The organism is Deinococcus ficus (assembly GCF_003444775.1).
In the GTDB taxonomy this organism is placed as follows: domain Bacteria; phylum Deinococcota; class Deinococci; order Deinococcales; family Deinococcaceae; genus Deinococcus; species Deinococcus ficus.
In genome coordinates, this window is sequence record NZ_CP021081.1 from 1,824,909 (window position 1) to 1,851,136 (window position 26,228).

28 protein-coding genes are annotated in these 26,228 nt (G+C 70.8%); 9 read left to right on the forward strand and 19 right to left on the reverse strand.

The window, feature by feature from the left end:
- Positions 1 to 289 precede the first annotated feature (289 nt).
- On the forward strand, positions 290 to 961 hold the full coding sequence (locus DFI_RS08890; protein WP_043776720.1) for an HAD family hydrolase: 672 nt from the start codon (positions 290 to 292) through the stop codon (positions 959 to 961).
- Between the two features lie 213 nt (positions 962 to 1,174).
- A complete protein-coding gene (locus tag DFI_RS08895) occupies positions 1,175 to 2,230 on the forward strand; it encodes a BON domain-containing protein (protein WP_081425688.1) in 1,056 nt (351 codons plus the stop codon).
- 67 nt (positions 2,231 to 2,297) lie between these two features.
- On the opposite strand, the gene sdaAA is transcribed toward DFI_RS08895, so the two are convergent.
- Positions 2,298 to 3,188 carry an L-serine ammonia-lyase, iron-sulfur-dependent, subunit alpha gene (gene sdaAA / locus DFI_RS08900; RefSeq protein WP_027461834.1) on the reverse strand — a complete coding sequence of 297 codons (891 nt, stop codon included), beginning with the start codon at positions 3,186 to 3,188 and terminating at the stop codon, positions 2,298 to 2,300.
- Between the two features lie 159 nt (positions 3,189 to 3,347).
- Between sdaAA and DFI_RS08905 the strand changes: the two genes are divergently transcribed.
- Both DFI_RS08905 and DFI_RS08910 read left to right on the forward strand, forming a co-directional pair.
- Positions 3,348 to 4,262, forward strand: a complete 915-nt coding sequence (locus DFI_RS08905) for an SPFH domain-containing protein (RefSeq protein WP_027461835.1) — start codon at positions 3,348 to 3,350, stop codon at positions 4,260 to 4,262.
- 24 nt (positions 4,263 to 4,286) lie between these two features.
- A complete protein-coding gene (locus DFI_RS08910; protein ID WP_027461836.1) occupies positions 4,287 to 4,472 on the forward strand; it encodes a type II toxin-antitoxin system antitoxin in 186 nt (61 codons plus the stop codon).
- A 51-nt stretch (positions 4,473 to 4,523) separates the two neighbouring features.
- Here the strand turns inward: DFI_RS08910 and hutH are convergent, their stop codons facing one another.
- From hutH to hutU, 4 genes are read right to left on the reverse strand one after another with little or no spacing between them, the layout of a single operon-like run.
- A complete protein-coding gene (gene hutH, locus DFI_RS08915) occupies positions 4,524 to 6,026 on the reverse strand; it encodes a histidine ammonia-lyase (RefSeq protein WP_027461837.1) in 1,503 nt (500 codons plus the stop codon).
- Positions 6,023 to 7,222, reverse strand: a complete 1,200-nt coding sequence (gene hutI / locus DFI_RS08920) for an imidazolonepropionase (protein ID WP_027461838.1) — start codon at positions 7,220 to 7,222, stop codon at positions 6,023 to 6,025. Before hutI ends, hutH begins: the two co-directional genes overlap by 4 nt.
- Entirely contained in the window at positions 7,215 to 8,141 is a 927-nt protein-coding gene (locus DFI_RS08925) for an arginase family protein (protein WP_027461839.1), read from the reverse strand. Before DFI_RS08925 ends, hutI begins: the two co-directional genes overlap by 8 nt.
- Positions 8,138 to 9,817 (reverse strand): urocanate hydratase, encoded by a 1,680-nt coding sequence (gene hutU, locus DFI_RS08930; RefSeq protein WP_027461840.1) that lies wholly within the window; start codon positions 9,815 to 9,817, stop codon positions 8,138 to 8,140. Before hutU ends, DFI_RS08925 begins: the two co-directional genes overlap by 4 nt.
- Positions 9,818 to 9,929: 112 nt before the next feature.
- Between hutU and DFI_RS08935 the strand changes: the two genes are divergently transcribed.
- Complete coding sequence (locus DFI_RS08935) at positions 9,930 to 10,685, forward strand: IclR family transcriptional regulator (protein WP_027461841.1); 756 nt, start codon at positions 9,930 to 9,932, stop codon at positions 10,683 to 10,685.
- On the opposite strand, the gene DFI_RS08940 is transcribed toward DFI_RS08935, so the two are convergent.
- The 3 genes from DFI_RS08940 to DFI_RS08950 form a co-directional block, all read right to left on the reverse strand.
- Positions 10,682 to 11,932, reverse strand: coding sequence for a cation:proton antiporter (locus DFI_RS08940; protein ID WP_081425673.1), 1,251 nt, complete (start codon positions 11,930 to 11,932; stop codon positions 10,682 to 10,684). The two genes, DFI_RS08935 and DFI_RS08940, sit on opposite strands and share 4 nt — an antisense overlap.
- 185 nt (positions 11,933 to 12,117) lie before the next feature.
- The gene (locus DFI_RS08945) at positions 12,118 to 13,512 is read right to left on the reverse strand and encodes an acetyl ornithine aminotransferase family protein (protein WP_027461842.1); all 1,395 of its coding nucleotides are present in this window, start codon (positions 13,510 to 13,512) and stop codon (positions 12,118 to 12,120) included.
- A gap of 50 nt (positions 13,513 to 13,562) precedes the next feature.
- On the reverse strand, positions 13,563 to 15,023 hold the full coding sequence (locus DFI_RS08950) for a KamA family radical SAM protein (RefSeq protein ID WP_027461843.1): 1,461 nt from the start codon (positions 15,021 to 15,023) through the stop codon (positions 13,563 to 13,565).
- 375 nt (positions 15,024 to 15,398) lie between these two features.
- Between DFI_RS08950 and DFI_RS08955 the strand changes: the two genes are divergently transcribed.
- Positions 15,399 to 15,860, forward strand: coding sequence for an Lrp/AsnC family transcriptional regulator (locus DFI_RS08955; RefSeq protein WP_022801639.1), 462 nt, complete (start codon positions 15,399 to 15,401; stop codon positions 15,858 to 15,860).
- 36 nt (positions 15,861 to 15,896) lie between these two features.
- Positions 15,897 to 16,361, forward strand: a complete 465-nt coding sequence (locus DFI_RS08960; RefSeq protein ID WP_027461844.1) for a DinB family protein — start codon at positions 15,897 to 15,899, stop codon at positions 16,359 to 16,361.
- Here the strand turns inward: DFI_RS08960 and trpD are convergent.
- The 5 genes from trpD to ispG form a co-directional block, all read right to left on the reverse strand.
- Positions 16,358 to 17,377, reverse strand: coding sequence for an anthranilate phosphoribosyltransferase (gene trpD / locus DFI_RS08965; protein WP_027461845.1), 1,020 nt, complete (start codon positions 17,375 to 17,377; stop codon positions 16,358 to 16,360). The genes DFI_RS08960 and trpD overlap by 4 nt on opposite strands.
- Positions 17,378 to 17,391: 14 nt before the next feature.
- A complete protein-coding gene (locus DFI_RS08970) occupies positions 17,392 to 18,021 on the reverse strand; it encodes an anthranilate synthase component II (RefSeq protein WP_027461846.1) in 630 nt (209 codons plus the stop codon).
- A 34-nt stretch (positions 18,022 to 18,055) separates the two neighbouring features.
- Complete coding sequence (locus tag DFI_RS08975) at positions 18,056 to 18,457, reverse strand: DUF4259 domain-containing protein (protein ID WP_027461847.1); 402 nt, start codon at positions 18,455 to 18,457, stop codon at positions 18,056 to 18,058.
- A gap of 63 nt (positions 18,458 to 18,520) precedes the next feature.
- Complete coding sequence (locus tag DFI_RS08980) at positions 18,521 to 18,979, reverse strand: hypothetical protein (RefSeq protein WP_027461848.1); 459 nt, start codon at positions 18,977 to 18,979, stop codon at positions 18,521 to 18,523.
- Positions 18,980 to 19,009: 30 nt separating this feature from the next.
- Positions 19,010 to 20,239, reverse strand: a complete 1,230-nt coding sequence (gene ispG / locus DFI_RS08985; RefSeq protein ID WP_027461849.1) for a flavodoxin-dependent (E)-4-hydroxy-3-methylbut-2-enyl-diphosphate synthase — start codon at positions 20,237 to 20,239, stop codon at positions 19,010 to 19,012.
- Positions 20,240 to 20,449: 210 nt separating this feature from the next.
- Here ispG and DFI_RS08990 point away from each other — a divergent pair, with 210 nt between their 5' ends.
- Positions 20,450 to 22,267: an alpha-amylase family glycosyl hydrolase gene (locus DFI_RS08990; protein WP_027461850.1), complete on the forward strand. Its 1,818-nt coding sequence runs from the start codon at positions 20,450 to 20,452 to the stop codon at positions 22,265 to 22,267.
- Here the strand turns inward: DFI_RS08990 and DFI_RS08995 are convergent.
- Complete coding sequence (locus tag DFI_RS08995; protein ID WP_051307419.1) at positions 22,238 to 22,801, reverse strand: P-loop NTPase family protein; 564 nt, start codon at positions 22,799 to 22,801, stop codon at positions 22,238 to 22,240. The genes DFI_RS08990 and DFI_RS08995 overlap by 30 nt on opposite strands.
- Positions 22,802 to 22,870: 69 nt before the next feature.
- Positions 22,871 to 23,209 (reverse strand): c-type cytochrome, encoded by a 339-nt coding sequence (locus DFI_RS09000; RefSeq protein WP_051307420.1) that lies wholly within the window; start codon positions 23,207 to 23,209, stop codon positions 22,871 to 22,873.
- Positions 23,210 to 23,317: 108 nt separating this feature from the next.
- On the opposite strand from DFI_RS09000, the gene DFI_RS09005 reads away from it, so the two are divergent.
- Positions 23,318 to 23,707 (forward strand): NADH-quinone oxidoreductase subunit 15, encoded by a 390-nt coding sequence (locus DFI_RS09005; RefSeq protein WP_027461851.1) that lies wholly within the window; start codon positions 23,318 to 23,320, stop codon positions 23,705 to 23,707.
- A 65-nt stretch (positions 23,708 to 23,772) separates the two neighbouring features.
- Here the strand turns inward: DFI_RS09005 and DFI_RS09010 are convergent, their stop codons facing one another.
- The 4 genes from DFI_RS09010 to DFI_RS09025 form a co-directional block, all read right to left on the reverse strand.
- Positions 23,773 to 24,234: a divergent PAP2 family protein gene (locus DFI_RS09010; RefSeq protein WP_022801628.1), complete on the reverse strand. Its 462-nt coding sequence runs from the start codon at positions 24,232 to 24,234 to the stop codon at positions 23,773 to 23,775.
- Positions 24,235 to 24,339: 105 nt separating this feature from the next.
- A complete protein-coding gene (locus DFI_RS09015) occupies positions 24,340 to 25,215 on the reverse strand; it encodes a bifunctional 5,10-methylenetetrahydrofolate dehydrogenase/5,10-methenyltetrahydrofolate cyclohydrolase (protein WP_027461852.1) in 876 nt (291 codons plus the stop codon).
- A complete protein-coding gene (nusB, locus tag DFI_RS09020) occupies positions 25,212 to 25,778 on the reverse strand; it encodes a transcription antitermination factor NusB (RefSeq protein ID WP_051307421.1) in 567 nt (188 codons plus the stop codon). Before nusB ends, DFI_RS09015 begins: the two co-directional genes overlap by 4 nt.
- On the reverse strand, positions 25,775 to 26,125 hold the full coding sequence (locus DFI_RS09025; protein ID WP_027461853.1) for an Asp23/Gls24 family envelope stress response protein: 351 nt from the start codon (positions 26,123 to 26,125) through the stop codon (positions 25,775 to 25,777). Before DFI_RS09025 ends, nusB begins: the two co-directional genes overlap by 4 nt.
- Between the last annotated feature and the right edge of the window lie 103 nt (positions 26,126 to 26,228).

The window sequence follows — 26,228 nt, forward strand, 5'->3', positions numbered from 1 at the left end:
ATAGAGCTGAAGAAAACTAAACACGGTCACTACTGGATAGATGCGTCACGACTGCCAGAACAATTCGCAGTTCCGCATGTCCATGTCTTCCTAAAGACAGATTCCTCTGATGTCATCAAGAGTATGATTGTGATTGACTCGGAAGTACTAATTCACTTTCTCAAGGAGCAAGTAAACCTAAAAGCGTTAAGAGATATCAGAAACTCTTGTCAAACAGGTGGACTAATCCGATCTTGGAACATTCAGGCAAGGCTCCTACACTCCGAGTTAGCCCTACTGGAAGCAAATTATGCTCGTTAGTGGCGTGCTGTTCGACCTGGACGGCGTGCTGGTGGACACCGAGTCCCTGATCACCGAACTCTGGGCGGACATCTTCGAGGGGCACGGACTGGCCCTGACGCCCGCCGAGATCACGCGCCTCACCGCCGGGCAGCGGTTCGAGGGGGTGCTGCACGCCCTGGAGGAGCAGCGCGGGTGGAAGGCGCCGGAGGACTTCCTGCCCATGCTGGACGACCGCTTCAACGCCGCGTTCGGGCACGTGCCTCTGATCGAGGGGGCCGTGGAGACGCTGGAGGCCCTGAGTGCGGCTGGGATTCCGTTCGCGCTGGCCAGCAACAGCCAGCGCAACCGCCTGTTCATGAAACTGGACGGCGCCGGGCTCACCCACTGGTTCGGGCCGCACGCCTACGACCCCTCCTGCACCGGCGGGCGCGGCAAACCCGCCCCGGACCTGTACCTGCACGCCGCCGCGCAGCTGGGCGTGCCGGCTGCCGAGTGCGTGGTCGTGGAGGACAGTCTGCCCGGCGCCCAGGCCGGCATCCGCGCCGGGGCCAGCGTGTACGGCCTGCTGGCCGGCAGCCACCACCTTCCAGACGACGAGGCGAACCTGCTCGACCTGGGCGTGAAGCGCGTGGTGCACAGCCACGCGGATCTGAGGTCCGCGCTGGGCCTGCCCGGCTGATGAGATTCCGGTGGCTGCCTCCTGCGGCAGTCATCATGCCCACCCCCGTTTTGATGATGGTGACTTCAGCAGCCTGGCACTTTCATTGAGGGTGGGCCTGCTGGACTGTGCGGGCAACAAGGGAAAGGACAGCCGGGGTGCCGAACGGGGCGTGGACCCGCCACGCCCTCACCCTGCCCTGTCTCACCGACCCGACACCGTGGAGGTGTGGAGATGACCCGTTACCGCGACGACCGAAATCAGAACCGTGACTGGAACGACCGCCAGGGCCGGGACGACCGTGAGATGTTCGACCAGGGCCGGCCGCGGGACGACCGCAGCGGCATGGGGCGCTCATTCATGTCCGACGACATGCAGCGCGGCCAGTGGGACGACCGTTCCATGGGCCGCTCCGACATGGGACGCGGCGACCGCGGCCGGATGGGCGGAGGAGGCGACCGCTCCATGGACCGGGGTCCTGAGGGCGGCTGGTCATCCCCCGGCCCGGGGTACGGCATGGCGTCTGACGGACCATACGAGACCTCTGGGCGCGGACCGTCCTGGGACGACAGGTCCGGCAGGGGCCGTCAGGGCTGGGGCTCCGGCATGGGGCAGGGCCAGTCCTGGGGCGGCATGGGCCAATCAGGGATGGGCCGGGGCGACTCCGAGTGGGGCGGGATGCGCCACTCCGGCCAGGATGGCCAGGGCTACGGCATGGGTCAGATGGGCCAGGGTGCCGGGTCGCTGGGGTACGGCGCCCAGGGCTACGGCGGCCAGGGCTACGGCGGCCAGAGCTACGGCTCTCAGGGGTACGGCGGCCAGTGGAACGGGCAGGGCATGGGCGGCCAGCCCGGGGGATCAAGGGAGAGTTACCGGGGCCGCGGCCCGAGCGGGTACCGGCGCAGCGACGAGCGCATTCAGGAGCAGGTGAACGAGGCGCTGGAGGACGACGACCGCGTGGACGCCGAGCACATCAGCGTGCAGGTGCAGGGCGGCGAGGTGACCCTGACGGGCACCGTCCGTGACCGGTATCAGAAGCGCTGCGCCGAGGACTGCGTGGAGGCCGTGCGCGGCGTGAAGGACGTGCACAACCAGCTGCGCGTGCAGAGCGGCCAGGGCACGTCTGGAGAGATGTCGGGTCAGGCGGGCCGGCAGTCTGGAACAGGCAGCGTGAGCCTGGGCAGCACCGGTAGGTCGGAGATGGGCAGTACAACCAGCACCACGTCGGGAACGGGCGGGTCCTCCGCGACCGGCGCCCAGGGCACGACCGGCCGCACCGGCAACAGCTGACTTTAGGGACAGAGAGGGCACCCACCCGGCCGGAGCGCGGGTGGGTGCCCTGTGCTTCTCTGTACGGTCAGGCCATGGGGAGTTCGACCATGCCGCCGGGCAGGTCGCCGTCCTGTTTGCCTTCCATGCGGGCGGTGACGGCGAGGCCGGTGGGCGTCTGGGCGAGGCCGCCTTCGGCGGTTTCGCGCAGGGCAGCGGGCATCATGCGGCCCACGGAGGCCATGGCGCCGATCACCTCATCCGGGGGAATGAAGGATTCGAGTTGCGCCAGGGCGAGCTGGGCGGCGCTGACGGCGTGCACGGCGTAGAAGGCGTTGCGGCTGACACAGGGGACTTCCACGTACCCGCCGACGGGGTCGCAGACGAGGCCGATGGTGTTCATGAGGGCCATGCTGGCGGCGTGCACGGCGGCGCGGGGGGTGCCGCCCATGAGTTCGACGATGGCGGCGGCAGCCATGGCGGCGCTGCTGCCGATCTCGGCCTGGCAGCCGCCGGCGGCGCCGCTGATGAACATGCGCTTGGAGATGGCCTTGCCGATGCCCGCGGCGAGGATCATGGGGCCGACGAGCTGGTCGTCGGGGCGGCCGAGGTGGTCGGCGACGCCGATCAGGGCGCCGGGGATGGTGCCGGCGGACCCGGCGGTGGGGGCGGCGACGATGCGGCCCATGCGGGCGTTTTCCTCGTTGACGGCCATGGCGTAGGCCTGGACGCGCTTCAGGAGGGGGCTCTGGAGGGTGTCCGGGGCGTCCCAGAGGCCCTTGGCGTTCCAGCCGACCATGCCGGTGATGCTTTTGGCGTCGCTTTCCAGGCCGCGGCGGATGCTCTGGCGCATCTCGCCGATGCGGCGGAGCATCTCGGCGCGGATGTCGTCGGGGTTCAGGCCGGTTTCCTGGCAGTCCTGGTCGAGCACCCAGGCGCTGGCGGGAGCGGGGGCCTGCATCAGTTCTTCCAGGGTCATGGCCTTGTCCTCATGGGTTGGGGGAGTGTACCGCGTGGGGGTGTGCGCGCCCGGACCTGGTTCACGTTTTGTCCGGGGAGGGCAGACGGGAACGCCAGGGGCAGGACTGGCGTATCTGAGTTCAAAGTGATATCACTTTGATAGGAAACAGGAGGCACCATGAGCGAACTCAGCAAACGTCCCCCCACCGTCGGCCCCCAGGGCGGCATCTCCCCCGACCCCCGCGTCGCCAGCGTGGAAAGCCGCGCCTTCGGGCTGCCCGGCATCCCCTTCTTCCTCGTGTGCGTCGCCCTGGCCCTGCTGGCCGTGTGGCTGCTCATCGCCGAGCGCTTCTCGCTGGGCACGCCGCTGGCCGTGATCACCGCCTTCCTGGCCGGCGGGTTCTACATCGTCCAGCCCAACCAGGCGAAGATTCTCACCCTGTTCGGCCGGTACGTGGGCACCGAGCGGCGCAACGGCGTGTACTGGACCAACCCCCTGACCATCCGCAAGAACGTCTCCCTGCGTATCCGCAACTTCAACAGCGAACGCCTCAAGGTGAACGACCAGATGGGCAACCCCATCGAGATCGCCGCCGTGATCGTGTGGCGCGTCGTGGACACCGCCCGCGCCGTGTTCGACGTCGAGGACTACGCACAGTTCGTGGCGATCCAGTCCGAAACCGCCCTGCGTCACCTCGCCGCGCAGTACCCGTACGACGACTACCACGAGGGCACCCTGAGCCTGCGCGGCAACCCGGACGAGGTTGCCGAGGCGCTTGGCCGCGAACTGGCCGCCCGGCTCGGCCACGCGGGGGTGGAGGTCCTGGAAGCGCGCCTCTCGCACCTGGCGTACAGCCCGGAGATCGCCGGCGCGATGCTGCAGCGCCAGCAGGCGAGTGCCATCATCGCCGCGCGGCAGCAGATCGTGCAGGGCGCGGTGGGCATGGTGGACATGGCCCTGCGGGAGCTCAGCGAGAACAACATCGTTCAGCTGGACGAGGAACGCAAGGCGCAGATGGTCAGCAACCTGCTGGTCGTCCTGACCAGCGAGCGGGGCACGCAGCCGGTCGTGAACGCGGGAAGCCTGTACTGACCGTGAAGGTCCGGAGGCCCGTCCATGCCGCCCCGTAAGAACTACCCCCTGCGCCTGAACCCGGAGCTGTACGCCGCGCTGGAACGCTGGGCCGCCGACGACCTGCGCAGCGTGAACGCCCAGATCGAGTACCTGCTGGCCCAGGCGGTGAAACAGGCCGGGCGCCTGAAAGCCAAAGACCCCCCACCCCAGGAAGAACCCAAGGAATAACGGGAGGCCGGAGCAGTCGCTCCGGCCTCCTGGCGTGCGGCGCCTGCGCGATTAAGCGTCCTGCGCCACGCGCAGCAGCTCGCCGGACTTCACCATCTCCACGATCCGGATCAGGTCCGGGCGGTAGTAGCGGTCCTGCGTCATGTTCGGAATGTGGCGGCGCAGGTACTCCCAGGCGGCCTGCACGCCCCGCCCGGCGCGCAGCTGCTGGAAGTCCAGGGCCTGCGCGGCGCACATCAGCTCGATGCCCAGGACGTTCTGCACGTTCTCCAGCACGGCGCGCAGCTGCCGTGCCCCGTGCGCGCCCATGGACACGTGGTCCTCCTGGTTGGCGCTGGTGGGAATGGTGTCCACGCTGGCCGGGTGCGCCAGGACCTTGTTCTCGCTGACCAGCGCGGCGGCCGTGTACTGCGCGATCATGAACCCGCTGTTCAGCCCGCCCTGCGGCGTCAGGAACCCCGGCAGGCCGCTCAGGGACGGGTTGAGCAGCTGCTCGCAGCGCCGTTCACTGATGCTGCCCAGTTCCGCCACCGCGACCTTCAGCGCGTCGATGGTCACCGCGAGCGGCTGCCCGTGAAAGTTCCCGCCGGACACCACGTCCCCGGTGTCCGGGAAGATCAGGGGGTTGTCGGTCACGGACGCGAACTCGGTGTCCAGCACCCGCGCGGCGTGCGTCAGGGCGTCGGCCGAGGCGCCGTGCACCTGCGGGGCGGCGCGCAGGCTGTAGGCGTCCTGCACCTTGCCGTCCCCGACGGCGTGGCTGGGCGCGATCTCCGAATCCCGCAGGAACTGCCGCAGCTCGGTCGCCACCGCCACCGCGCCCGGATGCGGGCGCAGGCCCACCACGTCCGGCTGAAAGGGGCGGTGCGAGCCGTACATGGCCTCCACCGTCATGGCCGCCGCGAGGTTCGCGGTGCCCAGCAGGGTCCGCGCGTCGTGCAGGGCCAGGGCCAGCAGGCTGCCCATCAGCTGCGTGCCGTTGATCAGCGCCAGGCCCTCTTTGGCTTGCAGTTGCAGGGGTGCGGCGCCCAGCGCGGCCAGCACGTCCGCGGCCGGCTGCACGCGGCCGCCGTGCTCCACCTCGCCCATCCCGATCAGGGCCAGCGCCAGGTGCGCGAGCGGCGCGAGGTCGCCGGACGCGCCCACGCTGCCCTGCGCCGGCACGACCGGGTGCGCCCCGGCGTTCAGCAGCGTGAGCAGCAGTTCCACGACCTCCACACGCACCCCGGAGTGCCCCAGCGCCAGGGACTGCGCACGCAGCAGCAGCATGCCGCGCACCACCTCCGCCGGGAGGGGTTCGCCCACGCCGATCGCGTGGGACATGATCAGGTTGTGCTGCAGCTGTTCCAGGTCCGCGCGGGGCACCTGCACGTTCGCGAACTTCCCGAAGCCGGTGTTCACGCCGTACACCGGGGTGTCGCCCTCCACGATCCGCTCGATCACGGCCCGCGCCCGCCCGATCCGGGTCCGCGCGGCGTCGGCCAGGGTGACGGCCTCCCCGCCGCGCACGACGGCGATGAACTGCTCCAGGGTGAGGTGCTGATCCAGAATCATGCGGGGGTTCCTCCGGTGAAGACGTCCCGGACGGGGTTGCCGCCGAGCGTGTAGGTCAGGTCGCGCCAGTCGGCGCTGTGCAGGGCCAGGAAGTCCGCCCGCTGGCCGGGTGCCAGGGCGCCGCGGTCCGTGAGGCCCAGGGCGTGCGCGGCGTTCACCGTGCCGGCCGTCAGCGCCTCGGCGGGGGTCAGGCCGTTCAGGCGCACCGCCAGGGCCAGGGCCAGCTGCGCGCTGAACAGCGGCGAGCTGCCCGGGTTCAGGTCGGTGCCGACCGCCAGGAGGGCGCCCGCGTCGATCAGCGCGCGGCCGGGCGCGGCCGGGAGGCCCAGGTGCAGGGTCACGCCCGGCAGGACGGTCGCCACGGTGTCCGAGGCGGCCAGGGCGGCAACCTGCGCCGCGCCGCTGGCTTCCAGGTGGTCCACGCTCAGGGCGCCCAGCTCGCAGGCGAGTTCGGTTCCGCCGAGTGTCTGGAACTGGTCGGCGTGCAGTTTCAGGTGCAGGCCGTGCGCCCGCGCCGCCGTGAAGATCCGGCGGGTTTCGGCCACGGTGAAGGCCTCCTTCTCGCAGAAGACGTCCACCGCCCCGGCCAGCCCCTCACGGGCCACCTGGGGAATCAGGTCCTCGCACACGCCCTGCACGTACTCGGCGCGGGCCTCGGTGGGCGGGACGTGAATGAGCAGGGTGGGCACCAGCCCGAACTCCGGCTGGAGGGCGCGGACGGCGGCCAGCATGCGCCGTTCGGCGCCAAAGTCCAGGCCGTAGCCGCTTTTCACCTCGGCGGTCGTGACGCCCGAGGCGCGCAGGGCCTGAAGGCGCGGGCGGGCCAGGGCGATCAGGTCCTCCACGCTGGCCGCCGCGGTCGCGCGCATGGTGCTGCGGATGCCGCCGCCCCGCGCCAGCATCTCCTCGTACGGCACGCCGGAAATCCGCGCCTCGAAGTCCGCGAGGCGGTCCCCGGCCCACACGGCGTGCGTGTGCGGGTCGGTCAGGCCCGGCACGACCGCCACGCCGCCCAGGTCGTGGGTGCGCGCGGCGGTGGGCGCGGCGGTCCTCTCCCCCACCCAGGCGATCACGCCGTCCCGCACGAGCAGCGCAGCGTCGGGAATCACCTGCAGGTCGCGCATGGCCGCGCCGCGCTGCGGGCCGGGCCGGGCGGTGACCAGCTGGGTGATGTTCGTGTAGAGCGTCTCAGTCACGGCGGCCCCCGTCCAGGCCGGCCTCGCACAGCGTCTCCATGATCAGGCGGGCCATCAGCAGTTCGCTGCGGCCGCTGGGGTCCAGGTTCGGGGCGAGTTCCACAAGGTCCAGGCCCACCACGGTGTTGCGCTGCGCGGCAGCCGCCAGGACCGCCATGGCCTGCGCGTACGTGAAGCCGTCCGGTTCGGGGCTGGACGTGCCGGGCAGCACAGCCGGGTCCAGTCCGTCCACGTCGATGCTGAGGTACACGTTCTTCCCGGTGGGCAGCGCGTCCAGCACCGCCCCCAGATCGCGGGTGACGTCCGTCATGGGAATCAGGGTGTGGCCGCGGGCCCGCGCGGCCGCCACGGCCTCCGGATCGAAGCGCAGGCCGCGCAGACCGACGGTCGTGATGTGGGTGAGGTTCGGCAGGGCCTCGCACGCCCGGCGGAAGGGGCTGCTGTTGCTGTAGCGCGTGTCGTTGCGCACGTCCGTGAAGTCCAGGTGCGCGTCGAGCTGCACGACGTGCAGGTCCGGCACGTCGTGGAAGGCGCGCAGCAGCGGAAAGCTCACGCTGTGGTCGCCGCCCAGGAACACCGGCAGGCGGCAGCGCGCCCGGACCTCCCGGGCGGCGGCGGTGGTGCGGTCGCGCATCAGTTCCGGTTCCAGGCTGGGCAGCACCACGTCCCCGGCGTCGGCGAAGGTCACGCCCGCGAGCCGCACCGTGCCGTCCAGGCCGCTGAAGGGCGGCACGCTGCGCAGGGACGCCTCACGCAGGGCGCGGGGCGCGAACCGTGCGCCCGGCCGGAAGCCCAGCGCGATGTCGAAGGGCACGCCCAGCACGCCCACGTCCGCCTGCCAGTCCCCGCCGGGCTGCACCTGCGGGGCGCGGGCGAACGTGGCGACGCCGCCGTACGGCAGGTGGGCAGGCGTGCTCATGCGTGGTCTTCGATGCCCAGGCTGGGCAGGTCGATGCCGCGCTCCCGGGCGACGTCCAGGGCGAGGTCGTACCCGGCGTCGGCGTGGCGGATGACGCCCATGCCCGGGTCGTTGGTGAGGGCCCGTTCCAGTTTCCGGGCGCTTTCGGGCGTGCCGTCGGCGACGATCACCAGGCCGGCGTGCTGGCTGAAGCCCAGGCCCACGCCGCCGCCGTGGTGGAAGCTCATCCAGCTGGCGCCCGACGCGATGCCGACCCCGAAGTTCAGCAGCGCCCAGTCGCTCACGGCGTCACTGCCGTCCTTCATGGCCTCCGTCTCGCGGTAGGGGCTGGCGACGCTGCCGGCGTCCAGGTGGTCGCGGCCGATCACGATGGGCGCCTTGACGCGGCCGTCGGCGACCATCTGGTTGAACAGCAGCCCCGCCTGGTGGCGTTCCTTGTAGCCCAGCCAGCAGATCCGGGCGGGCAGGCCCTGGAAGGCGATCTGGTCGGCGGCGTAGGTCAACCAGTTCTGCAGGCGTTCGTCGTGCGGGAAGAGTTCGAGCAGCGCCTGGTCGGTGGCGCGGATGTCCTCCGGGTCGCCGGAGAGCGCCACCCAGCGGAACGGCCCGCGGCCCTCGCAGAAGCTGTCGCGGATGAAGGCCGGCACGAACCCGGGGTAGTCGAAGGCGTCCTGCACGCCCCACTCGAAGGCCCGCTGGCGCAGGTTGTTGCCGTAATCGAAGGTCACGGCGCCGCGTTTCTGGAGTTCCAGCATGGCCCGGACGTGCGCGGCCATGGCGTCGTACGCCCGGCGGCGGTACTCGTCCGGGTGGTCGGCGCGGAGGGTGTTCGCGTCCTCGTCAGGGGTGAGCACCGGGATGTAGCCCCACATGGGGTCGTGGGCGCTGGTCTGGTCGGTGAGGAGGTCCGGGGTCCAGTTCAGGCTGACGAGCTGCGGGACCAGTTCGGCGGCATTGCCCTGCACGCCGATGGAGCGGGCCACGCCGGCTTTCTTGTACTGTTCGGCGCGGCGGATGGCGTCTTCCAGGCTGTCGGCGACCTCGTCCAGGTAACGGGTTTCCAGGCGCTTCTGGATGCGGGTGGGGTCGATCTCGATGTTGATGCTCACGCCGCCGGCGAGCTTCACTGCGAGGGGCTGCGCGCCGCCCATGCCGCCCAGGCCGGCGGTGACAGTGATGGTGTGTTTCAGGGTGCCGCCGAAGTGCTTGTTCGCGGCGCCCGCGAAGGTCTCGTAGGTGCCCTGCAGGATGCCCTGCGTGCCGATGTAGATCCAGGACCCGGCGGTCATCTGGCCGTACATCATCAGGCCGGCCTGGTCCAGCTTGTCGAAGGTTTCCCAGTTCGCCCAGTGCGGCACGAGGTTGCTGTTGGCGAGCAGCACGCGCGGCGCCCATTCGTTCGTCTTCAGCACCGCGACGGGCTTGCCGGACTGGATCAGCAGGGTCTCGTCGTCCGCGAGGCGGTCGAGGGTCTCCACGATCTTGTGGAAGGCCTCCCAGCTGCGGGCGGCCTTGCCGCGCCCGCCGTACACGACCAGGGTGTCGGGGTGCTCGGCCACCTCGGGGTCGAGGTTGTTCATCAGCATGCGCTTGGCGGCTTCCTGCACCCAGCCGCGGGCGGTTTTCTGGGCGCCGCGGGGAGCGCGGATCACGGGGGCGGTGTCGGTCTGGGTCATGGGGGTCCTCCCTGAGTGGTGCGGGGTTTGAATGTGCCCCCATGGTCCGGGTTGGCGGGTCGCCCCTCAAGGCATCTTTCCGGAATATTCGAAAAGCCGCTACAGTGCCCGCATGCCTCCCGCGCGCACCCGGTCCACCGTGCAGCACGCCGTGGCCCTGCTGGAACTGTTTGATGCCGACCACACCCAGTGGACGCTCAGTGCCCTGGCCCGACAGCTGAACCAGCCGGTGTCCAGCGTGCACGAACAGCTGCTCACCCTGACCCACAGCGGCCTTCTCACCAAACTGGGGCGCGGGCGCTACGGCCTGGGCTGGCGCCTGCTGAAACTCTCCAGCGCGCTGTACGGCAGCCTGCCCTGGTACCCGCACGCGCACGCCGCCATGGAACGCGTCGCGCGGCGCACCCACCATCTCACCTTCGTGAGCGTGCTGGACGGCCCGCGCGTGCTGTGCGTGGCCCGCAGCGTGCAGGGTCGCGACACGCCCGCCCGGTCCGGCGGGACCGTCATGGGCGAGACGCGGTTCGAGCTGCCCGCGCACGCCACCGCTGGCGGCAAACTGCTGCTCGCGCTGGCCGAGCAGCCTCTCCCCCCGGACGCTGAGGCATTCACGGACCGGACGGTCACCACCCCGGCCGCCTGGACCGCGGCCGCCCGGGAGATCCGCGCGGCCGGGTTCGCGCAGGCGGTGGACGAGTGGGCGCCGGGCACCAGCGCCCTGGCGGTGCCGGTCCGGTCGGACGCGGGCGTCATGGCGGCGCTGGGGGTCAGCCTGCCCACCGCGCGCCTGCGAGGCCGGGACGGCCTGCTGCGCATCCTGCAGGACGAGGCCGACCAGATCGGCTGGGCGCTCGGCAGCCGGCCCTAGGTGGCGGGCGCCGCGGCGCGGGGCTGGCCCCTGAGCAGGGCGCGCAGGACGAGAGGAGCGAGCAGGGTGGTGAGCAGCACCATCAGGATCACCTGGGCGTACTCGGTCTTGCCGATGATCCCGGCCCCGAGGCCGAGGCTGGCGACGATCAATCCGACCTCGCCGCGCGGGACCATGCCCAGGCCCACCAGCAGGGCGTCCCGGCCGCCCATGCTGCGCGCGCCGAGAACCCCGCCGAGCACCTTGCCGATCACGGCCAGGACCGTCAGGACGCTGCCGGCGATCAGCACCTGCACGCTGCCGAGGGCCGCCACGTCCAGTTGCAGGCCTACCACCACGAAGAACACCGGGGCCAGGAACGCCTCGATGGCGTGCACCTTCGACTCGAACTCCACCTGGTCCTTCACCTCGGCCAGAACCATGCCGGCCAGGAACGCGCCGATGATGGGGGCGAGCCCGGCCACGCTGCTCAGGGCGGCCACGCCCAGCCCGACGACGATGGCGACGTTGAAGGCCCGCGCCACGCTGATGCTCTGCAGTCGGCTCTGGAAGCGGCGGATCAGGGGAATGCCCACCGCCAGCACCAGCGCCACGAAACCCACGCTGAGGCCAAGGGTCACGGCGACCTGCGTGCCGGTGAGGCCCTGCCCGGCCCCGAGGCTGGCGACCACGGCCAGCAGGGTGAGGCCCAGGATGTCGTCGATGACGGCCGCGCCGAGGATCACCTGGGCGAAGCGGGCGTCCAGCACGCCGATCTCCTGGAGGACCTTGGCGGTGATGCCCACGGATGTGGCGACCAGGGCCGTGCCGACAAAGAGCGCGCTGACGTTCGACTGGTCCTGCCACAGCCCGAACCCGAAGCCCAGCGCGAGGGGGAACGCGATGCCCAGCACCGCGACCAGCAGCGCTTCCTTGCCCACGGCGAGCAGGTCCTTGAAGCGGGTTTCCAGGCCCACCATGAACAGCAGGAAGATCGCCCCGAGTTCCGCCAGGGTGAGGAAGAAGTCGCCGGGCTGCACGAGGTTCAGCAGGCTGGGGCCGATCACGATACCGGCCAGCACCTGCCCGACCACGGCGGGCACGCCCAGTCTGGAGGCGGCGGCGCCGAGCAGGGAGGCGGCCAGCACCACCCAGAAGAGACCGAACAGCAGCTCCCCGTGGCTGCTGCTGGCGGCCAGCGCGCTGCTGCCACCGAGGAGGGTCAGGGCGGTGAGCTGCCCTGGCGAGATCCTGACTGTTCCGTTCATCGTGTACCTCCAGACGTGTCCACAGCGAAACGGAGACAGGCCGCTTGACCTGTCTCCACCGTGGGCCGCCTGTGGGGGCGGCTCCCAGCCCCGCGTACGGCGGGGCTCAGCTGTCTGTGCTCATTCTACGGTCTGGGCGCTTTCCAGGCCTCCGACATCAAGGGCCGGTGAACGCCCGGGGCGGCTTACCCGGCCAGTTCGGCCAGCGCCTCGCGCATGATGCCCAGGCCCGTCTCGGCGTCCTCGCGGGTCAGGATCAGGGGCGGGCTGATGCGGATCACGGCCTCCCCGCAGTCCAGGTTCAGCAGGCCCTTCTCGAACATCCGCATGCTGGCCCGGTCCCGCAGGGCGCCGTCCGGGGTGCCGTCGGGCTGCACGAACTCCATCCCGATGAACAGGCCCTCGCCGCGCACGTCACCCAGGAAGGGGAACTCGGTCTGCATCTTCTTCAGCTCGGCCATGATGTACGCGCCGACCTGAGCGGCGTTCTCCATCAGGCTCGCGCCGCAGCCGGGGTGCTGCACCCGGCCTTCCAGCAGGTCCAGCGTGGCGTGCGCCGCCGCCGCCGCGACCGGGTTCCCGCCGTACGTGCTGCCGTGCGAGCCCACCGGCCAGGTCATCACGCTTTCCTTGGCGAGCAGCGCACCCAGCGGCATGCCGGAGGCGATGCCCTTGGCGGAGGTGATGATGTCCGGCTGGCAGTCCTGGCCGCCGTTCCCGAAGTGCTGGTAGCTGAACATCTTCCCGGTGCGGCCCATCCCGGCCTGCACCTCGTCGTAGATCAGCAGGATGCCGTGCTTGTCGCACAACTGGCGCAGTTTCGGGAGGAAGTCCGCAGGCGGCACGATGTACCCGCCCTCGCCCTGCATGGGCTCCACGATGATCGCCGCGACCTCGTCGGCCGGGAGGATGCCCACGAACAGCCCCTCGATGTGGTCGATGACGGCCTGACCGCAGGTTTCCGGCGTGCTGCCCAGCGGCGGGCGGAAAGGGTTGGGGTACGGCACGTGGCTCACGGCCGGCAGCAGCGGCCCGAAGCCGCGCTTGTACTTCGTCTTGCTGCCGGTCAGGGTGATCGCGCCGTACGTGCGGCCGTGGAAGGACCCCATGGTGGAGATGATGTGCTGCCGCCCGGTGTGGTTGCGGGCCAGCTTCACGGCCGCTTCCACGGCCTCCGCGCCGCTGTTGCTGAAGAACACGCGCCACTTCTCGGTGCTGCCGTCCGCCAGGGGCCGCTCCACGTGCTTCACGAGCCGCTCCGCGAGGCTGGTGGTGATCTCCTGAGGGTAGTCGGTCAGGCACACGTGCGTGAACTTCCCGATCTGCTCCTGCACGGCCTTCACGACGTGCGGGTGCGCATGCCCGGTGGTGCTCACGGCGATCCCCGCGAAGAAGTCCAGCATGGTGTTCCCGTCCACGTCGGTGAGCCACACGCCCTCGCCGTGGTCCGGCACGAAGGGGTAGGGGCGCATGTAGCTGGTGGACAGGTGCATCTTGTCGCGGGCCATGATGTCCTGCGAGCGGGGGCCGGGCAGGGCGGTCTTCAGTTCAGGCTGACGGGGTTTGGGCAGGGTGGTCATGACTCGGTCTCCATCGGGGTGAGGGCACTCGGGGATTCAGGGCAGGCGGTTCAGTCGCCGCTGACGGGCTGGGGCGTTTCGACCATGCCGTCGGGGGCGGTGTCACTTACGCCCGCGTCCATGTGGCCGGCGTGGTCGGTCTGCGCGCCGATGCCGTGCGCGGCCCACTTGTCCTCGCGGCTGTTCAGGCGGTGCTGCACGGAGCCGGGGCGGTGGCGGGACTCGCTGAACTCCTTGGGTTCGATGCTGATCCGCTCGCCTTCCATCAGGCCGTAGATGCCGCTCTGGCCGGGTTCCTTGCGGACCCAGTCCTCGGGGACGGCCATGTCCGGGCCGGTGTAATCGGTGGGTTCGCTGTACGCGGCGATGTAGCCCTCGAAGTTGCGCAGGATGAGTTTCTCGGGGCTGTGCGACAGGACGTAGTTGGGCGCGACGGGGATCTTGCCGCCGCCGCCGGGGGCGTCCACGACGTAGGTGGGCACGCTGTACCCGCTGGTGTGGCCGCGCAGGCTTTCCATGATCTCCAGGCCCTTGCTGACGGTGGTGCGCAGGTGGCCGGCGCCGTGCACGAGGTCACACTGGTAGATGTAGTAGGGGCGCACGCGGATCTTCACGAGTTCCCGCACGAGTTTCTGCATGATCACGGCGTGGTCGTTCACGCCGCGCAGCAGCACGCTCTGGTTGCCGAGGGGCACGCCGGCGCGGGTGAGGCGGTCGCAGGCGTCGGCGACTTCCGGGGTGATTTCCTTGGGGTGGTTCACGTGGATGTTCATCCACAGCGGGTGGTGTTCGGCCAGGGTGTCGCACAGTTCCTGCGTGACGCGCATGGGCATGAACACCGGGACGCGCGTGCCGATGCGGATGATCTCGATGTGGGGGATCTTGCGCAGTTCGGCGAGCAGGCGGCCCAGAACCTTGGGGGCCAGGGTGAGGGGGTCGCCGCCGGAGAGCAGCACGTCGCGCACCTGGGGGGTGTTGCGCAGGTAGTTCAGCTGCTGCTCGTACTCGGCGGGGTTGAAGGTCTCGGTGGGGTCGCCCACGATGCGGCTGCGGGTGCAGTAGCGGCAGTAGCTGGCGCACTGCGTGGTGACGAGCATCAGCACGCGGTCGGGATAGCGGTGCACCAGACCGGGCACGGGGCTGTGCTTGTCCTCGGCCAGGCTGTCTTCCATCATGGACGTGAACGGCTGGAGTTCTTCCTCGGTGGGAATCACCTGGCGGCGCACGGGGCAGGTGGGGTCCTCGCGGTCCATGAGGCTGGCGAAGTACGGGGTGATGTCCAGGCGGAAGATGCCCTCGGCGCTCGCGCCCTTGCGTTCACTTTCGGTGAGGACCAGCACTTCCTCGAGTTCGGCGACGCTGTTGATGCGGTTTTTCAGCTGCCACTTCCAGTCGTACCACTGCTCGTCGGGCACGTCCGCCCATTTGGCGGCGCGGTGGTTGCGCGGGAGCATCAGCTGACTGCGGATGGTGGCCTGCGGGTGCAGGGCGCGGTCGTCGGATCGGGACATGGTTCCTCCTGAGGCGTGAAACGGACGGGGTGAGAAGACGCGGGTGGACGGGATCTGGGCGCGCCGTGGGCGCCCGGGAGGGGGCGGGCCGCGGCGGGGGTGGGCACATGGGGATACGCCCCTTCAGGGGGAAGCGGCACGTTCGGGGGAAGAGCAGAACGCGGCGCGGAACGTGTGGGTGGAGACGCAGGACGTATCGCCCTTATTTTCCGGGCTGTCCGGGCCGCTTTGGAATGGCCGGAGCGGGTCGGGGGGTGGGGCCGGCGCCACCAGACACACTTCAAATGCCACGTCCCGCCTTTCAATTGATAAGATGCCTTCATTTAAGGGTCAGCCCGGCCCACGCCGCGTGCCCGCCCCCGCCCCCGGAGACGAATGAAACAGAACAGCCACCACCTCGACACCCTGGACCACCGCATCCTTCAGGAACTGCAGCAGGATTCCCGCCTGTCCATGCGGGAACTCGGCCGCCGTGTGGGCCTTTCCGCGCCCGCCGTGACCGAACGCGTGCGCCGCATGGAGGACGCCGGCGTGATTCTCGGGTACGGCGTGCGCGTCGCGCCCCGGCCGCTGGGCCGCAACATCACGGCGTTTATCGGCGTGCAGGACAGCGGCCGCAACGACCCGGCCCTGATCCGCTGGGCCGCGAAGCACGACGGGGTGCTCGAATGCCACAGCGTCACCGGGGACAACAGCTGCATCCTGAAAGTCGCGCTGCCGGACGTGGGCAGCCTGGAAACGCTGCTGGGCGAACTGATCGGCATGGGCTTTACCTGCGACACCAGCATCGTGCTCAGCACGCCGCTGGAAGGCAAGCTGCTGCTGCCCTTCAACTAGGGGGCAGTTGCGGGCCGCCGGGGTCTATGCTGCGGCATGCACCGTGACCTCGCGGCCCTGTTCGACCGAGACCTCACCAGCCTGATGAACGAGCTGCGCGCCTACCCGGACGAGGCGGGCCTGTGGCGGGTGCAGGGGGACATCGTGAACCCGGCGGGCACGCTGGCCCTGCACCTGACCGGCAACCTGCGCGCCCTGATCGGCGACGCGCTGGGCGGCGAGCCTTACCGCCGCGACCGGGACGCGGAGTTCGCCCGGCGGGACGTGCCACGCGCCGAGCTCCTGAGCGAACTGGAGCACACCCGGGACATCGTGGGGCGCACCCTGCGCAGCCTGGACGACGCGCGCCTGACCCTGCCGCACCCGCACCTGCCGCCCTCGTTCGCGCCGGACACCACCACCGGGGCGTTCCTGCTGCACCTGTACGGCCACCTGGGCTGGCACCTGGGGCAGGTGAACTACCACCGCCGGCTCACGGCGGCCCGCCCCGACCAGGGTTAAGCCGGGTCCGCGGCGCGGTGCGTGAAGGCCGCGTACCGCTGCAGCACGTCCCAGCCCTGCCCGCCGCGCATCACCTCGCGGGCCACCTCCACGCCCTCGCGGATGCTGCCCACCTGCCCCACCGTGCGCAGCGCCGCGCCGGCGTTCAGGGCCACGATGTCCTGCTGCGCGGGCGTGCCCTTCCCGGTCAGCAGGTCCCGGGTGATCTGCGCGTTCTCCTCGGGCGTGCCGCCCCGCACGGCGTCTTTCGGGTACACGCGCAGGCCCGCCTCCTCCGGGTGAATCACCCGGTCGATCAGCTCGCCGTCCCGCAGGCCGGTCACGGTGTTCGGGCCGCACACGGTGAACTCGTCCAGGCCGCTGCCGTTCACGACCGTCGCCCCCCGGGCGCCCAGGAGGCGCAGCACGTCCGCGATGGTGTGGGTCAGCTCCGGGCTGTACACGCCCACCAGCAGGTGCGTGGCGCCGGCCGGGTTGGCGAGCGGGCCCAGGATGTTGAACACCGTGCGGGCCGCGAGGTCCCCGCGCACCGCCGCGGCGTGCCGCAGGGCCGGGTGGTAGTTGCGGGCGAACATGAACCCGATGCCCAGCTCGTCGATGGCGTCCCGGACGACCTCGGGCGGGGCGTCCAGGTTCACGCCCAGCATCTCCAGCACGTCGGCACTGCCCGACCGGCTGCTGGCCGCGCGGTTCCCGTGCTTGGCGATGGGCACCCCGGCGCCTGCCAGCACGAACACGGTCGTGGTGCTGACGTTGAAGGTGTTCGCGCCGTCCCCGCCGGTCCCGACGACGTCCAGCAGCACGTCGCGCGGGCGGACGTCCAGGGTCAGGGCGTGCTCGCGCATCACCTGCGCGAAGCCCGCGATCTCCTCGGGCGTCTCCCCCCGAACGCGCAGCGCCGCCAGGGACGCGGCCAGCCGGGCGCTGCTCATCTCGCCGCCCATGACCTCCCGCATGAACTGCGTGGCCTGCTCCCGCGTGAGCACGTCCCCGTTCATCAGCCGGGCGTGAATCATGCTCCCCGCTGCGCTCACGCGGTCCCCGCGGCGCGGAAGGCGCGGACCTCCGCGAGGAAGTTCGCCAGCATGCTCATGCCGGTGGGCGTCTCGATGCTCTCCGGGTGGAACTGCACGCCGAACACCGGGTGCTCGCGGTGACGCAGGGCCATCACGATCACCTCGTCCGGATCGTCCGTCCAGGCGGTCGCCTGCAGTTCCGGCGGCAGGTCCTTCACGATCAGGCTGTGGTACCGCGTGACCTGCACGCCGTCCGGCAGGCCCGCGAACAGGCCCTGCCCGTCGTGCCGCACGGGGCTGGTCTTGCCGTGCACCGGCCGCGCGGCCCGCGTGACCTGCGCGCCGTACGCCTGCCCGATGCTCTGGTGCCCCAGGCACACGCCCAGCAGCGGGTACTCGGGCCCCAACTCGCGGATTACGGGCACGCTCAGGCCCGCCTCGGTGGGCGTGCACGGGCCGGGGGACACCACGATCGCGTCCGGGTTCAGGGCGCGCACGTCGTCCAGGGTGAAGGCGTCGTTGCGCCACACGGTCAGGTCGGCGCCCAGCTCACCGAAGTACTGCACCAGGTTGTACGTGAACGAGTCGTAGTTGTCGATCAGCAGCAGGCGCAGCGGGGCCTGCTCGGCGGGGGGGGTCGTCATGCATGTCCTCGGGAAGTGACGGGAAGGCGGAAACTCAGCCCAGCTGGGCGCGGACGCTCTGCACGTAGCCACGCCATCGCTCCGCGTCCTCGCCGTCCTCCCACAGGTCCGGCAGTTCACTGTCCGGCCCCAGGGTCCGCTCCAGCGCCTCTCTCGCCTGCGGCACCAGCGGTTCCAGGGTCGCCCGGTCGGCGCCCTGCACCCAGGCCCGCAGGCCCGCGTCAGTCAGGCCCGCCGTCTCGCCGCTCAGGGCCGCGGCGAGGATTTCCGCGGCGGCCAGCGCGCGGTGGCCTTCCTCGGCGGCCAGGAAGTCGGTGTCCGGGTCCACGGCCACCTCGAAGGCTTCCACCAGGGCGAATGCACCGTCCTGCACGACTTCCTCAGCGAAGGCTGCGCCCACCTCGTTCTCCAGTCCGCCCACGCCCCACACGTTCATGCGCCCACCATACGCCCGCCGCGCCCGCCCGGCAGGAATTCGTCTGAGCCGCCGGTCCGGCCGTCAGTCCCAGTGGTTGAACAGCACCTCGGCGCGGGTGCGGGGCCGCCAGTAGCGCACGCTGTACGCCTCCCAGCCGCCCCCGGCCGGGCCGCTGAGCAGGGCGACGAGTTCCCCGGGTGTCAGGTCCCCGGTCAGCCAGTCGGCGTCGGGAAGGGTGAGCTGGCCGTCGGCGCTCAGGGCGTCGTGCAGCGGACCGTTCGACGTGAGGTGAAAGGTGGGCGGCAGGCCGAATTCCGGCTCCCGGGTGGATACGGCGGCCACGTGGCCGGTCAGGAGGGTCCAGCCCAGCGGCCCCCCGAACCGGTCCCGCCACGCTGCCGTGGTGTACGAGGTGGCGCCTGACGCCGGGAGCGGCTCGACGCTCCACCCGTGACGGCGGGCCACCCGTTCCAGCGCGGCCTCACCACGGCCGGTCGGGGCGGGACCGCCGCCCCAGCGCTCGTGAACGAGGCGGGTCATCACCGGCAGGTCAGCGCTCAAGGGAGCCGGTCAGCCGGCCACGGGCTGGTCCCGGCCGTAGCGGTCCTGCACGTATTTTTCCAGCAAGGCCTGGAAGTCCTCGGCGATGCGGGGGCCCTTCAGGGTGGTGAGGAGTTTGCCGTCCTGGTAGACGGGCGCGCGGGGGTCCTCGCCGGTGCCGGGCAGGCTGATGCCGATGTTGGCGTGTTTGCTCTCGCCGGGGCCGTTCACGATGCAGCCCATCACGGCGACCTGCATGTCTTCCACGCCTGGGTAGCGGCCTTTCCATTCGGGCATGGCGTCGCGGATGTAGTCCTGGATTTTCTGGGCGAGTTCCTGGAAGAACTGGGAGGTGGTGCGGCCGCAGCCGGGGCAGCTGGTGACCTGCGGGAGGAACTGGCGCAGGCCGAGGCTCTGGAGGATCTGCTGCGCGACTTCCACCTCGAGTTTGCGGCTGGCGCCGGGTTCGGGGGTGAGGCTGACGCGGATGGTGTCGCCGATGCCCTCGGTGAGGAGGGGGGCGAGGGCGACGCTGGTGGCGACCATGCCTTTCATGCCCATGCCGGCTTCGGTGAGGCCGAGGTGCAGGGGGTAGTCGCATTTCGCGGCGAGCTGGCGGTACACCTGCCAGAGTTCCGGGGCGCTGCTGACCTTCACGGAAATGAGGATCTTGTCGTGTGGGAGGCCGAGCTGTTCAGCGTACTGCGCGCTTTCCAGGGCGCTGACGACCATGGCGTCAATCATGACGTCGGTGCCGCTCTTGGGGCTGCCGGCGGCGGTGTTCTCGTCCATCAGGCGGGCGAGGACCTGCTGGTCCAGGCTGCCCCAGTTCACGCCGATGCGCACGGGTTTGTCGTACTCCTTGGCGACCTCGATCATGGTGGCGAAGTTCGCGTCGTGGTGCTGGCCCGCGCCGACGTTGCCGGGGTTGATGCGGTACTTGGCGAGCAGCCGGGCGGTTTCGGGGTACTCGCGCAGCAGGATGTGGCCGTTGTAGTGGAAGTCCCCGACGAGGGGCACGCTGAGGCCCAGGTCTGCGAGGCGCTGGACGATCTCGGGGATGGCGGCGGCGGCCTCGCGGGTGTTCACGGTGACGCGCACGACTTCCGACCCGGCGCGGGCGAGTTGCGCGACCTGCAGGGCGGTCGCCTCGGCGTTGGCGGTGTCGGTGTTGGTCATGCTCTGCACGACGATGGGGTGAGCGGAGCCGATGTTCACGCCTCCCACGTTCACGGTGACGGTCTGACGGCGGGCGATCATGCCTCCAAGTCTACGCGGGGGCTTTCATCTCAACCGTCATCCGGAAGGCGGAGTGGGGCGCCATGGCCCGGCCCGGTTGACGAACGGCGGGCGGGGCCGCACACTGCTCCTCAAATTCGCAGGCAACGCTTGCCGCCTGTCGGCACGACCTCCCGGGATGACGGGGGCAGGTCGTGCCGACAGGCGTTTGGGCGGGCACAGGGGGCAGACATGGGGGAATGGGAACAGGCCACGCAGCACGATCACACGCCGGGGTACACGGAGCGGCTGGGCGCGCCGCTGGGCAGCACGGTGCGGGTGCGGCTGCGGACCACGCTGCCGGTGCAGGGCGTGGCGCTGAAGGTCGTGCAGGTCGGGGAGATCGAGACGTTCCACGCCCACGAGGTAAGTGGCCGGGCGGGGCCGGGCCGCTGGTTCGAGGCGGAGCTGCCGCTGCACGACGCGCGGGTGCGGTACTGCTGGCAGCTGAACGTGCCCGGCGATCACCTGAACCTGACGGCGCTGGGCCTGCACCATGCGCGGCGGGGATTCCGCAGCTGGTTCCAGTACCTGCCGGGGCACGTGGCGCCCGAGTGGGCGTGGAAGGCGGTGTTCTATCAGGTGTTCCCGGACCGCTTCCGCAACGGCGACCCGGGCAACGACGTGGTGACCGGGGAGTACGAGTACGAGGGCCGGCCCGTGGAGCACGTGGCGTGGGACACGCCGGTCTCCAAGGAGGGCGACATTCACGCGCATTACGGCGGGGACCTGAACGGGGTGACGCAGGCGCTGCCGTACCTGCGGGACCTGGGCGTGACGGCCCTGTGGCTCACGCCGATCTTCGTGTCGCCCAGCAACCACCGGTACGACATCAGCGACTACCGCCGCGTGGACCCGCACCTGGGTGGAGAGGCCGCCTGGGACGAGCTGGTGCAGTCGGCTGGCGAGGCAGGCATCCGCATCGTGCTGGACGGGGTGTTCAACCACATGGGCAACGAGAACGCCCTGTTCCGCGCGGCGCTGGAGCGGGAGGACGCCCCGGAACGCCAGCTGTTCACGTGGCGGGACACGCCGGGCAAACCGCCGTACCACTCGTTCTTCGACGTGCCGACCCTGCCGAAGATCGATTACCGCAACGAGTACGCGGTGCAGGAGTTCTTCAGCGGCGAGGAGAGCGTGGTGCGGCACTGGTTGCGGCGCGGCGCGGCCGGGTGGCGGCTGGACGTGGCGCACATGATCGGCGGCGGCGGGTCAGACGCGGACAACCTGCCGCTGCACCGCGCGCTGAAGGCGGCGGCGCGGGAGGAACGGGCCGATGCGTACGTGTTTGGGGAGCGCTTCTACGACCCGGAGCACGCGCTGGACGGCCAGGGCGAGGACGGCAGCATGAACTACCACGGGTTCGGGCTGCCGGTGATGCAGTGGCTGGCGGGCGCCACGTACTTCGGGGAGCCCAGCCGGATCACCGGCGGGGAGGTCGCGGAGATCCTGTGGGACGCGTACCACGCCCTGCCGCCCGAGGTGGCGCTCAGCATGTTCAACCTGCTCGAGTCGCATGACATCGGCCGGGCGCACTTCCGGGTGGGCGAGGACCGGGTGAAGTTCCGGGCGGCCTTCACGCTGCTGATGGCGTACGCGGGCGTGCCGTGCACGTATTATGGCTCGGAGGTGGGCCTCTCGCAGTCCCGCGCGGGGAACATGCCGTGGTGCCGTGAGCCGATGCCGTGGGACGAGGCGCAGTGGGACCGCGCGCTGCGTGAGCAGGTGAAGGCCTTGATCGCGGTGCGGCGGGCCACGCCGGTCCTGCACTCGGGCGCGCTGCGGTTCCTGCACGCCGAGGACGACGCGCTGGCGTTCCTGCGGGAGGTCACGCACGCGGACGGCCGCGCGGAGCGGGCGGTGGCGCTCGCCAGCCGCCGCGGCGAGCCGCACCCGGTCACGCTGACCCTGCCGGTGGGAACGTGGCGGGACGCGCTGAGCGGCGAGACCCTGCAGGGCGGCGCGGTCACGCTGGACGCCTCAGGCGGGCGGCTGCTGGTGAGCGTCTGAGCTGGGCGCGGGGGACGCGTGGGGCACGCGGGCGAGCCACGCCGCCGCCTCACGCGGGGTCCGCAGACGCACGAGGCGCAGGTGCGGGTAGGCGGCGGCCTGTGCGGGCGTGTCCCGGCGCCGCCGCCAGTGCGTGCGGAAAAACCAGCGCACGGGCCCCTCGGGCGAGAGGGCGCCGCGCACCGTTTCGCGGTTGCCGTTCCAGAGTTCCTGCCGGCCCAGCACGCGCCGCAGCGTGCGGGTCAGGACGCGCCAGAACACCACCTGCCCCGGGTAGTCCAGCCAGACCAGCGTGTCGGCGTGCGCCCAGCCGATGTCGCGGGCCTTGCTGTAGTTGCCGTCCATCACCCAGGCGGGCCCGGCGGTAAAGGCCGCAACCCGGGCGCGGAACGAGGCCAGCGGGGCGGGCACCCAGCCGGGCTGGTGGTACCAGGCGTCCTGCTCGCCGTGCGGCACGGCGAGGGTTCCGGCGAGGGTGCGGGCAAAGGTGGTCTTACCGCTGCCGGTCGTTCCGATTACGATCACGCGTTTCACAGCCGGTCAGCAGACCATGGCCGCGCCGGGCGCGCATCCGCGTGATGGCCGAGGGGGCGGCGGGCGCGTTCAGGGTTTCAGGCTCTTGATGTACAGCTGCAGGCTCCGGATCTGGTCGTCGGTGGGGGCCTTGCCGGTCTTGGGCGCGAAGCCCTTGGTGAAGCGCGGCATCATGGGTTTGAGGGTCACGCCCTTGGGCGTCTTGCCGATCACCAGGGCGGTCTTGAACTGCGCGGGCGTCCAGGTGGCGGCGAGTTTGAGGCTGGGGCCGACCACGCCCTTGGCGTTGGCGCCGTGGCAGCCGGCGCAGTTGGCGGTGTAGATGGCTTTCCCCGCGGCGGCGCTGGGGGCCGCGCTGGCCACGGTCAGGAGGCTCAGTCCGAGGGCCGTCAGGGTCAGGAGACGCATGGGCCCAGCATACCTGACCGACCGGTCAGAGGCCAGCGAACCTGACCGCGCCAGCCCCGGGACGCGCCGCCCGGACGCAGCCGCTTTGGCGGTACACTGGCGGGCGACATGGCACACGGATCAGATGCTCAGTTGTACGCGCAGTGGCTGGAACTCCTCGGCTGGCTGGACGCCGAGGCGCAGGCCCGGGGCCTGGCGTTCGAGAAGGTCGCGGATTTCCCGGACTACATCTACCGCATGGAGCGGCCCTACGACCTGCCCACGACCGTGATGACCGTGCGCCTGAACCACGACGGCCAGCCGCTGCTGATCGCCGGCGTCAGCCCCCGCCACGCCGACCTCAAGGGCGTCAGCCTGCGCCTGATGGGCGGCAGCAAGCACTGGCACCTGCACGCCGGTGAGACCACCCTGCTGGAAGGCAAGCGGCCCTTCACCCGCGAGCGCCTCGCCGTCCTGATCGAGGGCGCGCTGCGCGGCGTGGGCGCCCAGGCCGTCTGACCGAAGTCAACCTCAGGCGGGCGGAAGGGAGAGTCCCCTTCCGCCCGCCCTCTTCCGTTTCCTTTTCAGGCCAGCACGGCGAAGGCCAGCCAGCCGATCAGGATGCCCAGCAGCGATCCCACCAGCACCTCCAGGTAGGTGTGGCCCATCAGCACCCGCAGCGGCATGGGCGCGAAGCCCTCGCGGACCACCGCGCGCAGTTCCTCGATCAGTTCGTTCAGCAGCCGCGCCTGCTGGCCGCTGCTGTGCCGCACGCCGGTCGCGTCGTACATCACGATCAGGGCGAACACGGCGGTCGCCGCGAACAGCGGGCTGGAAAAGCCCTGCGTGAGGCCCACGCCGGTCGCGAGGGCGGTGACCATGGCGCTGTGGCTGCTGGGCATGCCGCCCGTCTCGGCAAACACCTCGGGCCGCCAGCGGCGGGTGATCAGCAGCACCAGCAGCACCTTGATGACCTGCGCGGACGTCGAGGCGATCACGGCCGTCCACAGCCAGCGGTTGTTCAGAAGGTCCAGAAGGTTCGTCATAGGGTCAGTGGAGGGGAGGCGGGGCGCCCCCGGGGGTCCGGTCAGTGTAGCGGCCGTCCGGCCCCGGAGGTGCGGGCCGGACGGGTGGGGGGGCGGGACGTCAGCTCAGGCGCGCTGCCGCTCGGCGGCCGCCACGGTGTTTCCGAGCAGCTGCGCGATGGTCATGGGGCCCACGCCGCCCGGCACAGGCGTCAGGGCACTCGCCACACTGGCGACGTCCGGGTGAACGTCGCCCAGCAGGCGGGGTTTCTTCCCGGGGCGTTCCACGCGGTTGATACCCACGTCGACGACCACCGCGCCGGGTTTTACCATGTCGGGCGTCACGAAGTGCGCCCGGCCGACCGCGGCGATCAGGATGTCGGCCTCGCGGGTGACCGCGGGCAGGTCCTGCGTGCGGCTGTGCGCGACGGTCACGGTGGCGTGCGCGTTCACCAGCAGCCCGGCCATGGGGCGGCCCACGATGTTGCTGCGGCCGATCATCACCACCCGCCTGCCCGCCACTTCGATGCCGTAGTGCCGCAGCAGGAACATCACGCCCTGGGGCGTGCAGGGCACGTTCCCGGGCGTGTTCGTCCACAGCCGCCCCACGTTCACGGGGTGAAAGCCGTCCACGTCCTTGTCCGGGTCGATGGCGTTCAGGACGCGTTCCTCGTTGATGTGCGCCGGCAGGGGCAGCTGCACCAGGATGCCGTTTACGGCCGGGTCGGTGTTCAGCTGCCCGATCAATGCCAGCAGTTCGGCCTCGGTGGTGGCGTCCGGCAGGGCGTGCACGGTGCTGTTCAGGCCGGTTTCCTTCGCCTTGGCGTCCTTGCCCCGCACGTACGACACGCTGGCCGGGTCCTCCCCGAGGCGCACGATGGCGATCTCGGGCGTGAACGGCAGCCGCGCTGCGCGCCGGGCGGTGTCGTCCAGCAGCGCCTGTGCGGCGGGCGGCCCGGCCAGCACCCGGGCGGAGGCGGCAGGGGCGTCAGCGGCGGTCATGGGTCAGGCGTCTCCATCCCGTGGGGTTCAGCGCGGTCCGGCGCGTCCGCGGCCTGCTCGGGGCCGGGGGTGGGCTGTTCGGCGCCGGCAGGCGGACGGGCTTCGGTCTGCAGCGCGCGGCTCAGGGAGCCGAGCACGCCGTTCACGAACCGGCCGGAGTCGTCGCCGCCGAACTTGCGGGCGATGCGCACGGCACTCTCGATCACGGGCGGGTGCGGTTCCCGCGTGTGGGTCATCTCGAAGGCGGCCAGCCGCAGCACGTTCAGGTCCGTCTGGGCCATCTGCTCGAAGCTCCAGCCGCGGATGGTGCGGCGCAGCAGGTCGTCAATCTCGGCCCGGTGCGTGACCAGGCCGCGGGCGAGCTGTCCGGCGAACTCCAGCGCCTCGGGGTTCAGGCGGGGGTAGGTGTCGTCGCCGCTCAGCATGGCGCCCTCGGCGCGGGCGAACACGGCGTCCAGCGGCAGGTCGCCGCGGTCCGCCTCGAACAGCGCGCGGAACACGAACTCGCGGGCGGCGCGGCGGGTGCCGACGGCCTGCGGGGCCTTCTCACGGCGGCGGGTCAAGCGGCGCTCCCTTTGGGCAGGCACACGCCCTGCACGGTGACGTTCACGTTGCGGACCTTCAGGCCGGTCATGAGCTCGATGTTCTCGCACACGGCGCGCTGGGCCTGCTGGGAGACCTTCACGAGGTTCTGGCCGTACTCGATGTTCAGGCCCAGGTCCACGGTGACGTCCTGGCCTTCGCGGGTGACTTTCAGGGCGCGGGGGTTGCGCGCACCTTTCTGGTTGCGGAGCACCTCGCCGACCTTCATGGGGGCGCTGGCGATCTCGGCGCCCTGGATGCCTTCCAGGGTGGTGGCCGCGATGTCCAGCAGGACGTGGCGGCTGATCTCGATCTCGGGGTTGGTCATGAGTCTTCCTTCGGGGGCGCCGGAGCGGGGCGCCGCCGCTGAGTGCGTGACGACAGTCTAGTGGGTCGGGCGGAAAGGGGCAGGGCCCGACCGCGAGGCCCGA

What these genes read in the sequence shown, in the direction of transcription:
- DFI_RS08970 (WP_027461846.1), bottom strand. Translation starts at nt 18,021, where the DNA reads ATGACGACCCCCCCCGCCGAGCAGGCCCCGCTGCGCCTGCTGCTGATC.
- hutU (WP_027461840.1), bottom strand. Translation starts at nt 9,817, where the DNA reads ATGACCCAGACCGACACCGCCCCCGTGATCCGCGCTCCCCGCGGCGCC.
- DFI_RS09010 (WP_022801628.1), bottom strand. Translation starts at nt 24,234, where the DNA reads ATGACGAACCTTCTGGACCTTCTGAACAACCGCTGGCTGTGGACGGCC.
- sdaAA (WP_027461834.1), bottom strand. Translation starts at nt 3,188, where the DNA reads ATGACCCTGGAAGAACTGATGCAGGCCCCCGCTCCCGCCAGCGCCTGG.
- DFI_RS08890 (WP_043776720.1), top strand. Translation starts at nt 290, where the DNA reads ATGCTCGTTAGTGGCGTGCTGTTCGACCTGGACGGCGTGCTGGTGGAC.
- DFI_RS09015 (WP_027461852.1), bottom strand. Translation starts at nt 25,215, where the DNA reads ATGACCGCCGCTGACGCCCCTGCCGCCTCCGCCCGGGTGCTGGCCGGG.
- DFI_RS08940 (WP_081425673.1), bottom strand. Translation starts at nt 11,932, where the DNA reads ATGAACGGAACAGTCAGGATCTCGCCAGGGCAGCTCACCGCCCTGACC.
- DFI_RS09000 (WP_051307420.1), bottom strand. Translation starts at nt 23,209, where the DNA reads ATGCGTCTCCTGACCCTGACGGCCCTCGGACTGAGCCTCCTGACCGTG.
- DFI_RS08950 (WP_027461843.1), bottom strand. Translation starts at nt 15,023, where the DNA reads ATGTCCCGATCCGACGACCGCGCCCTGCACCCGCAGGCCACCATCCGC.
- DFI_RS08960 (WP_027461844.1), top strand. Translation starts at nt 15,897, where the DNA reads ATGCACCGTGACCTCGCGGCCCTGTTCGACCGAGACCTCACCAGCCTG.
- ispG (WP_027461849.1), bottom strand. Translation starts at nt 20,239, where the DNA reads ATGATCGCCCGCCGTCAGACCGTCACCGTGAACGTGGGAGGCGTGAAC.
- DFI_RS08925 (WP_027461839.1), bottom strand. Translation starts at nt 8,141, where the DNA reads ATGAGCACGCCTGCCCACCTGCCGTACGGCGGCGTCGCCACGTTCGCC.
- DFI_RS08955 (WP_022801639.1), top strand. Translation starts at nt 15,399, where the DNA reads ATGAAACAGAACAGCCACCACCTCGACACCCTGGACCACCGCATCCTT.
- trpD (WP_027461845.1), bottom strand. Translation starts at nt 17,377, where the DNA reads ATGATTCACGCCCGGCTGATGAACGGGGACGTGCTCACGCGGGAGCAG.
- DFI_RS08990 (WP_027461850.1), top strand. Translation starts at nt 20,450, where the DNA reads ATGGGGGAATGGGAACAGGCCACGCAGCACGATCACACGCCGGGGTAC.
- DFI_RS08980 (WP_027461848.1), bottom strand. Translation starts at nt 18,979, where the DNA reads ATGACCCGCCTCGTTCACGAGCGCTGGGGCGGCGGTCCCGCCCCGACC.
- DFI_RS08975 (WP_027461847.1), bottom strand. Translation starts at nt 18,457, where the DNA reads ATGAACGTGTGGGGCGTGGGCGGACTGGAGAACGAGGTGGGCGCAGCC.
- DFI_RS08910 (WP_027461836.1), top strand. Translation starts at nt 4,287, where the DNA reads ATGCCGCCCCGTAAGAACTACCCCCTGCGCCTGAACCCGGAGCTGTAC.
- DFI_RS09025 (WP_027461853.1), bottom strand. Translation starts at nt 26,125, where the DNA reads ATGACCAACCCCGAGATCGAGATCAGCCGCCACGTCCTGCTGGACATC.
- DFI_RS08945 (WP_027461842.1), bottom strand. Translation starts at nt 13,512, where the DNA reads ATGACCACCCTGCCCAAACCCCGTCAGCCTGAACTGAAGACCGCCCTG.
- DFI_RS08935 (WP_027461841.1), top strand. Translation starts at nt 9,930, where the DNA reads ATGCCTCCCGCGCGCACCCGGTCCACCGTGCAGCACGCCGTGGCCCTG.
- DFI_RS08895 (WP_081425688.1), top strand. Translation starts at nt 1,175, where the DNA reads ATGACCCGTTACCGCGACGACCGAAATCAGAACCGTGACTGGAACGAC.
- hutH (WP_027461837.1), bottom strand. Translation starts at nt 6,026, where the DNA reads ATGATTCTGGATCAGCACCTCACCCTGGAGCAGTTCATCGCCGTCGTG.
- DFI_RS08905 (WP_027461835.1), top strand. Translation starts at nt 3,348, where the DNA reads ATGAGCGAACTCAGCAAACGTCCCCCCACCGTCGGCCCCCAGGGCGGC.
- DFI_RS09005 (WP_027461851.1), top strand. Translation starts at nt 23,318, where the DNA reads ATGGCACACGGATCAGATGCTCAGTTGTACGCGCAGTGGCTGGAACTC.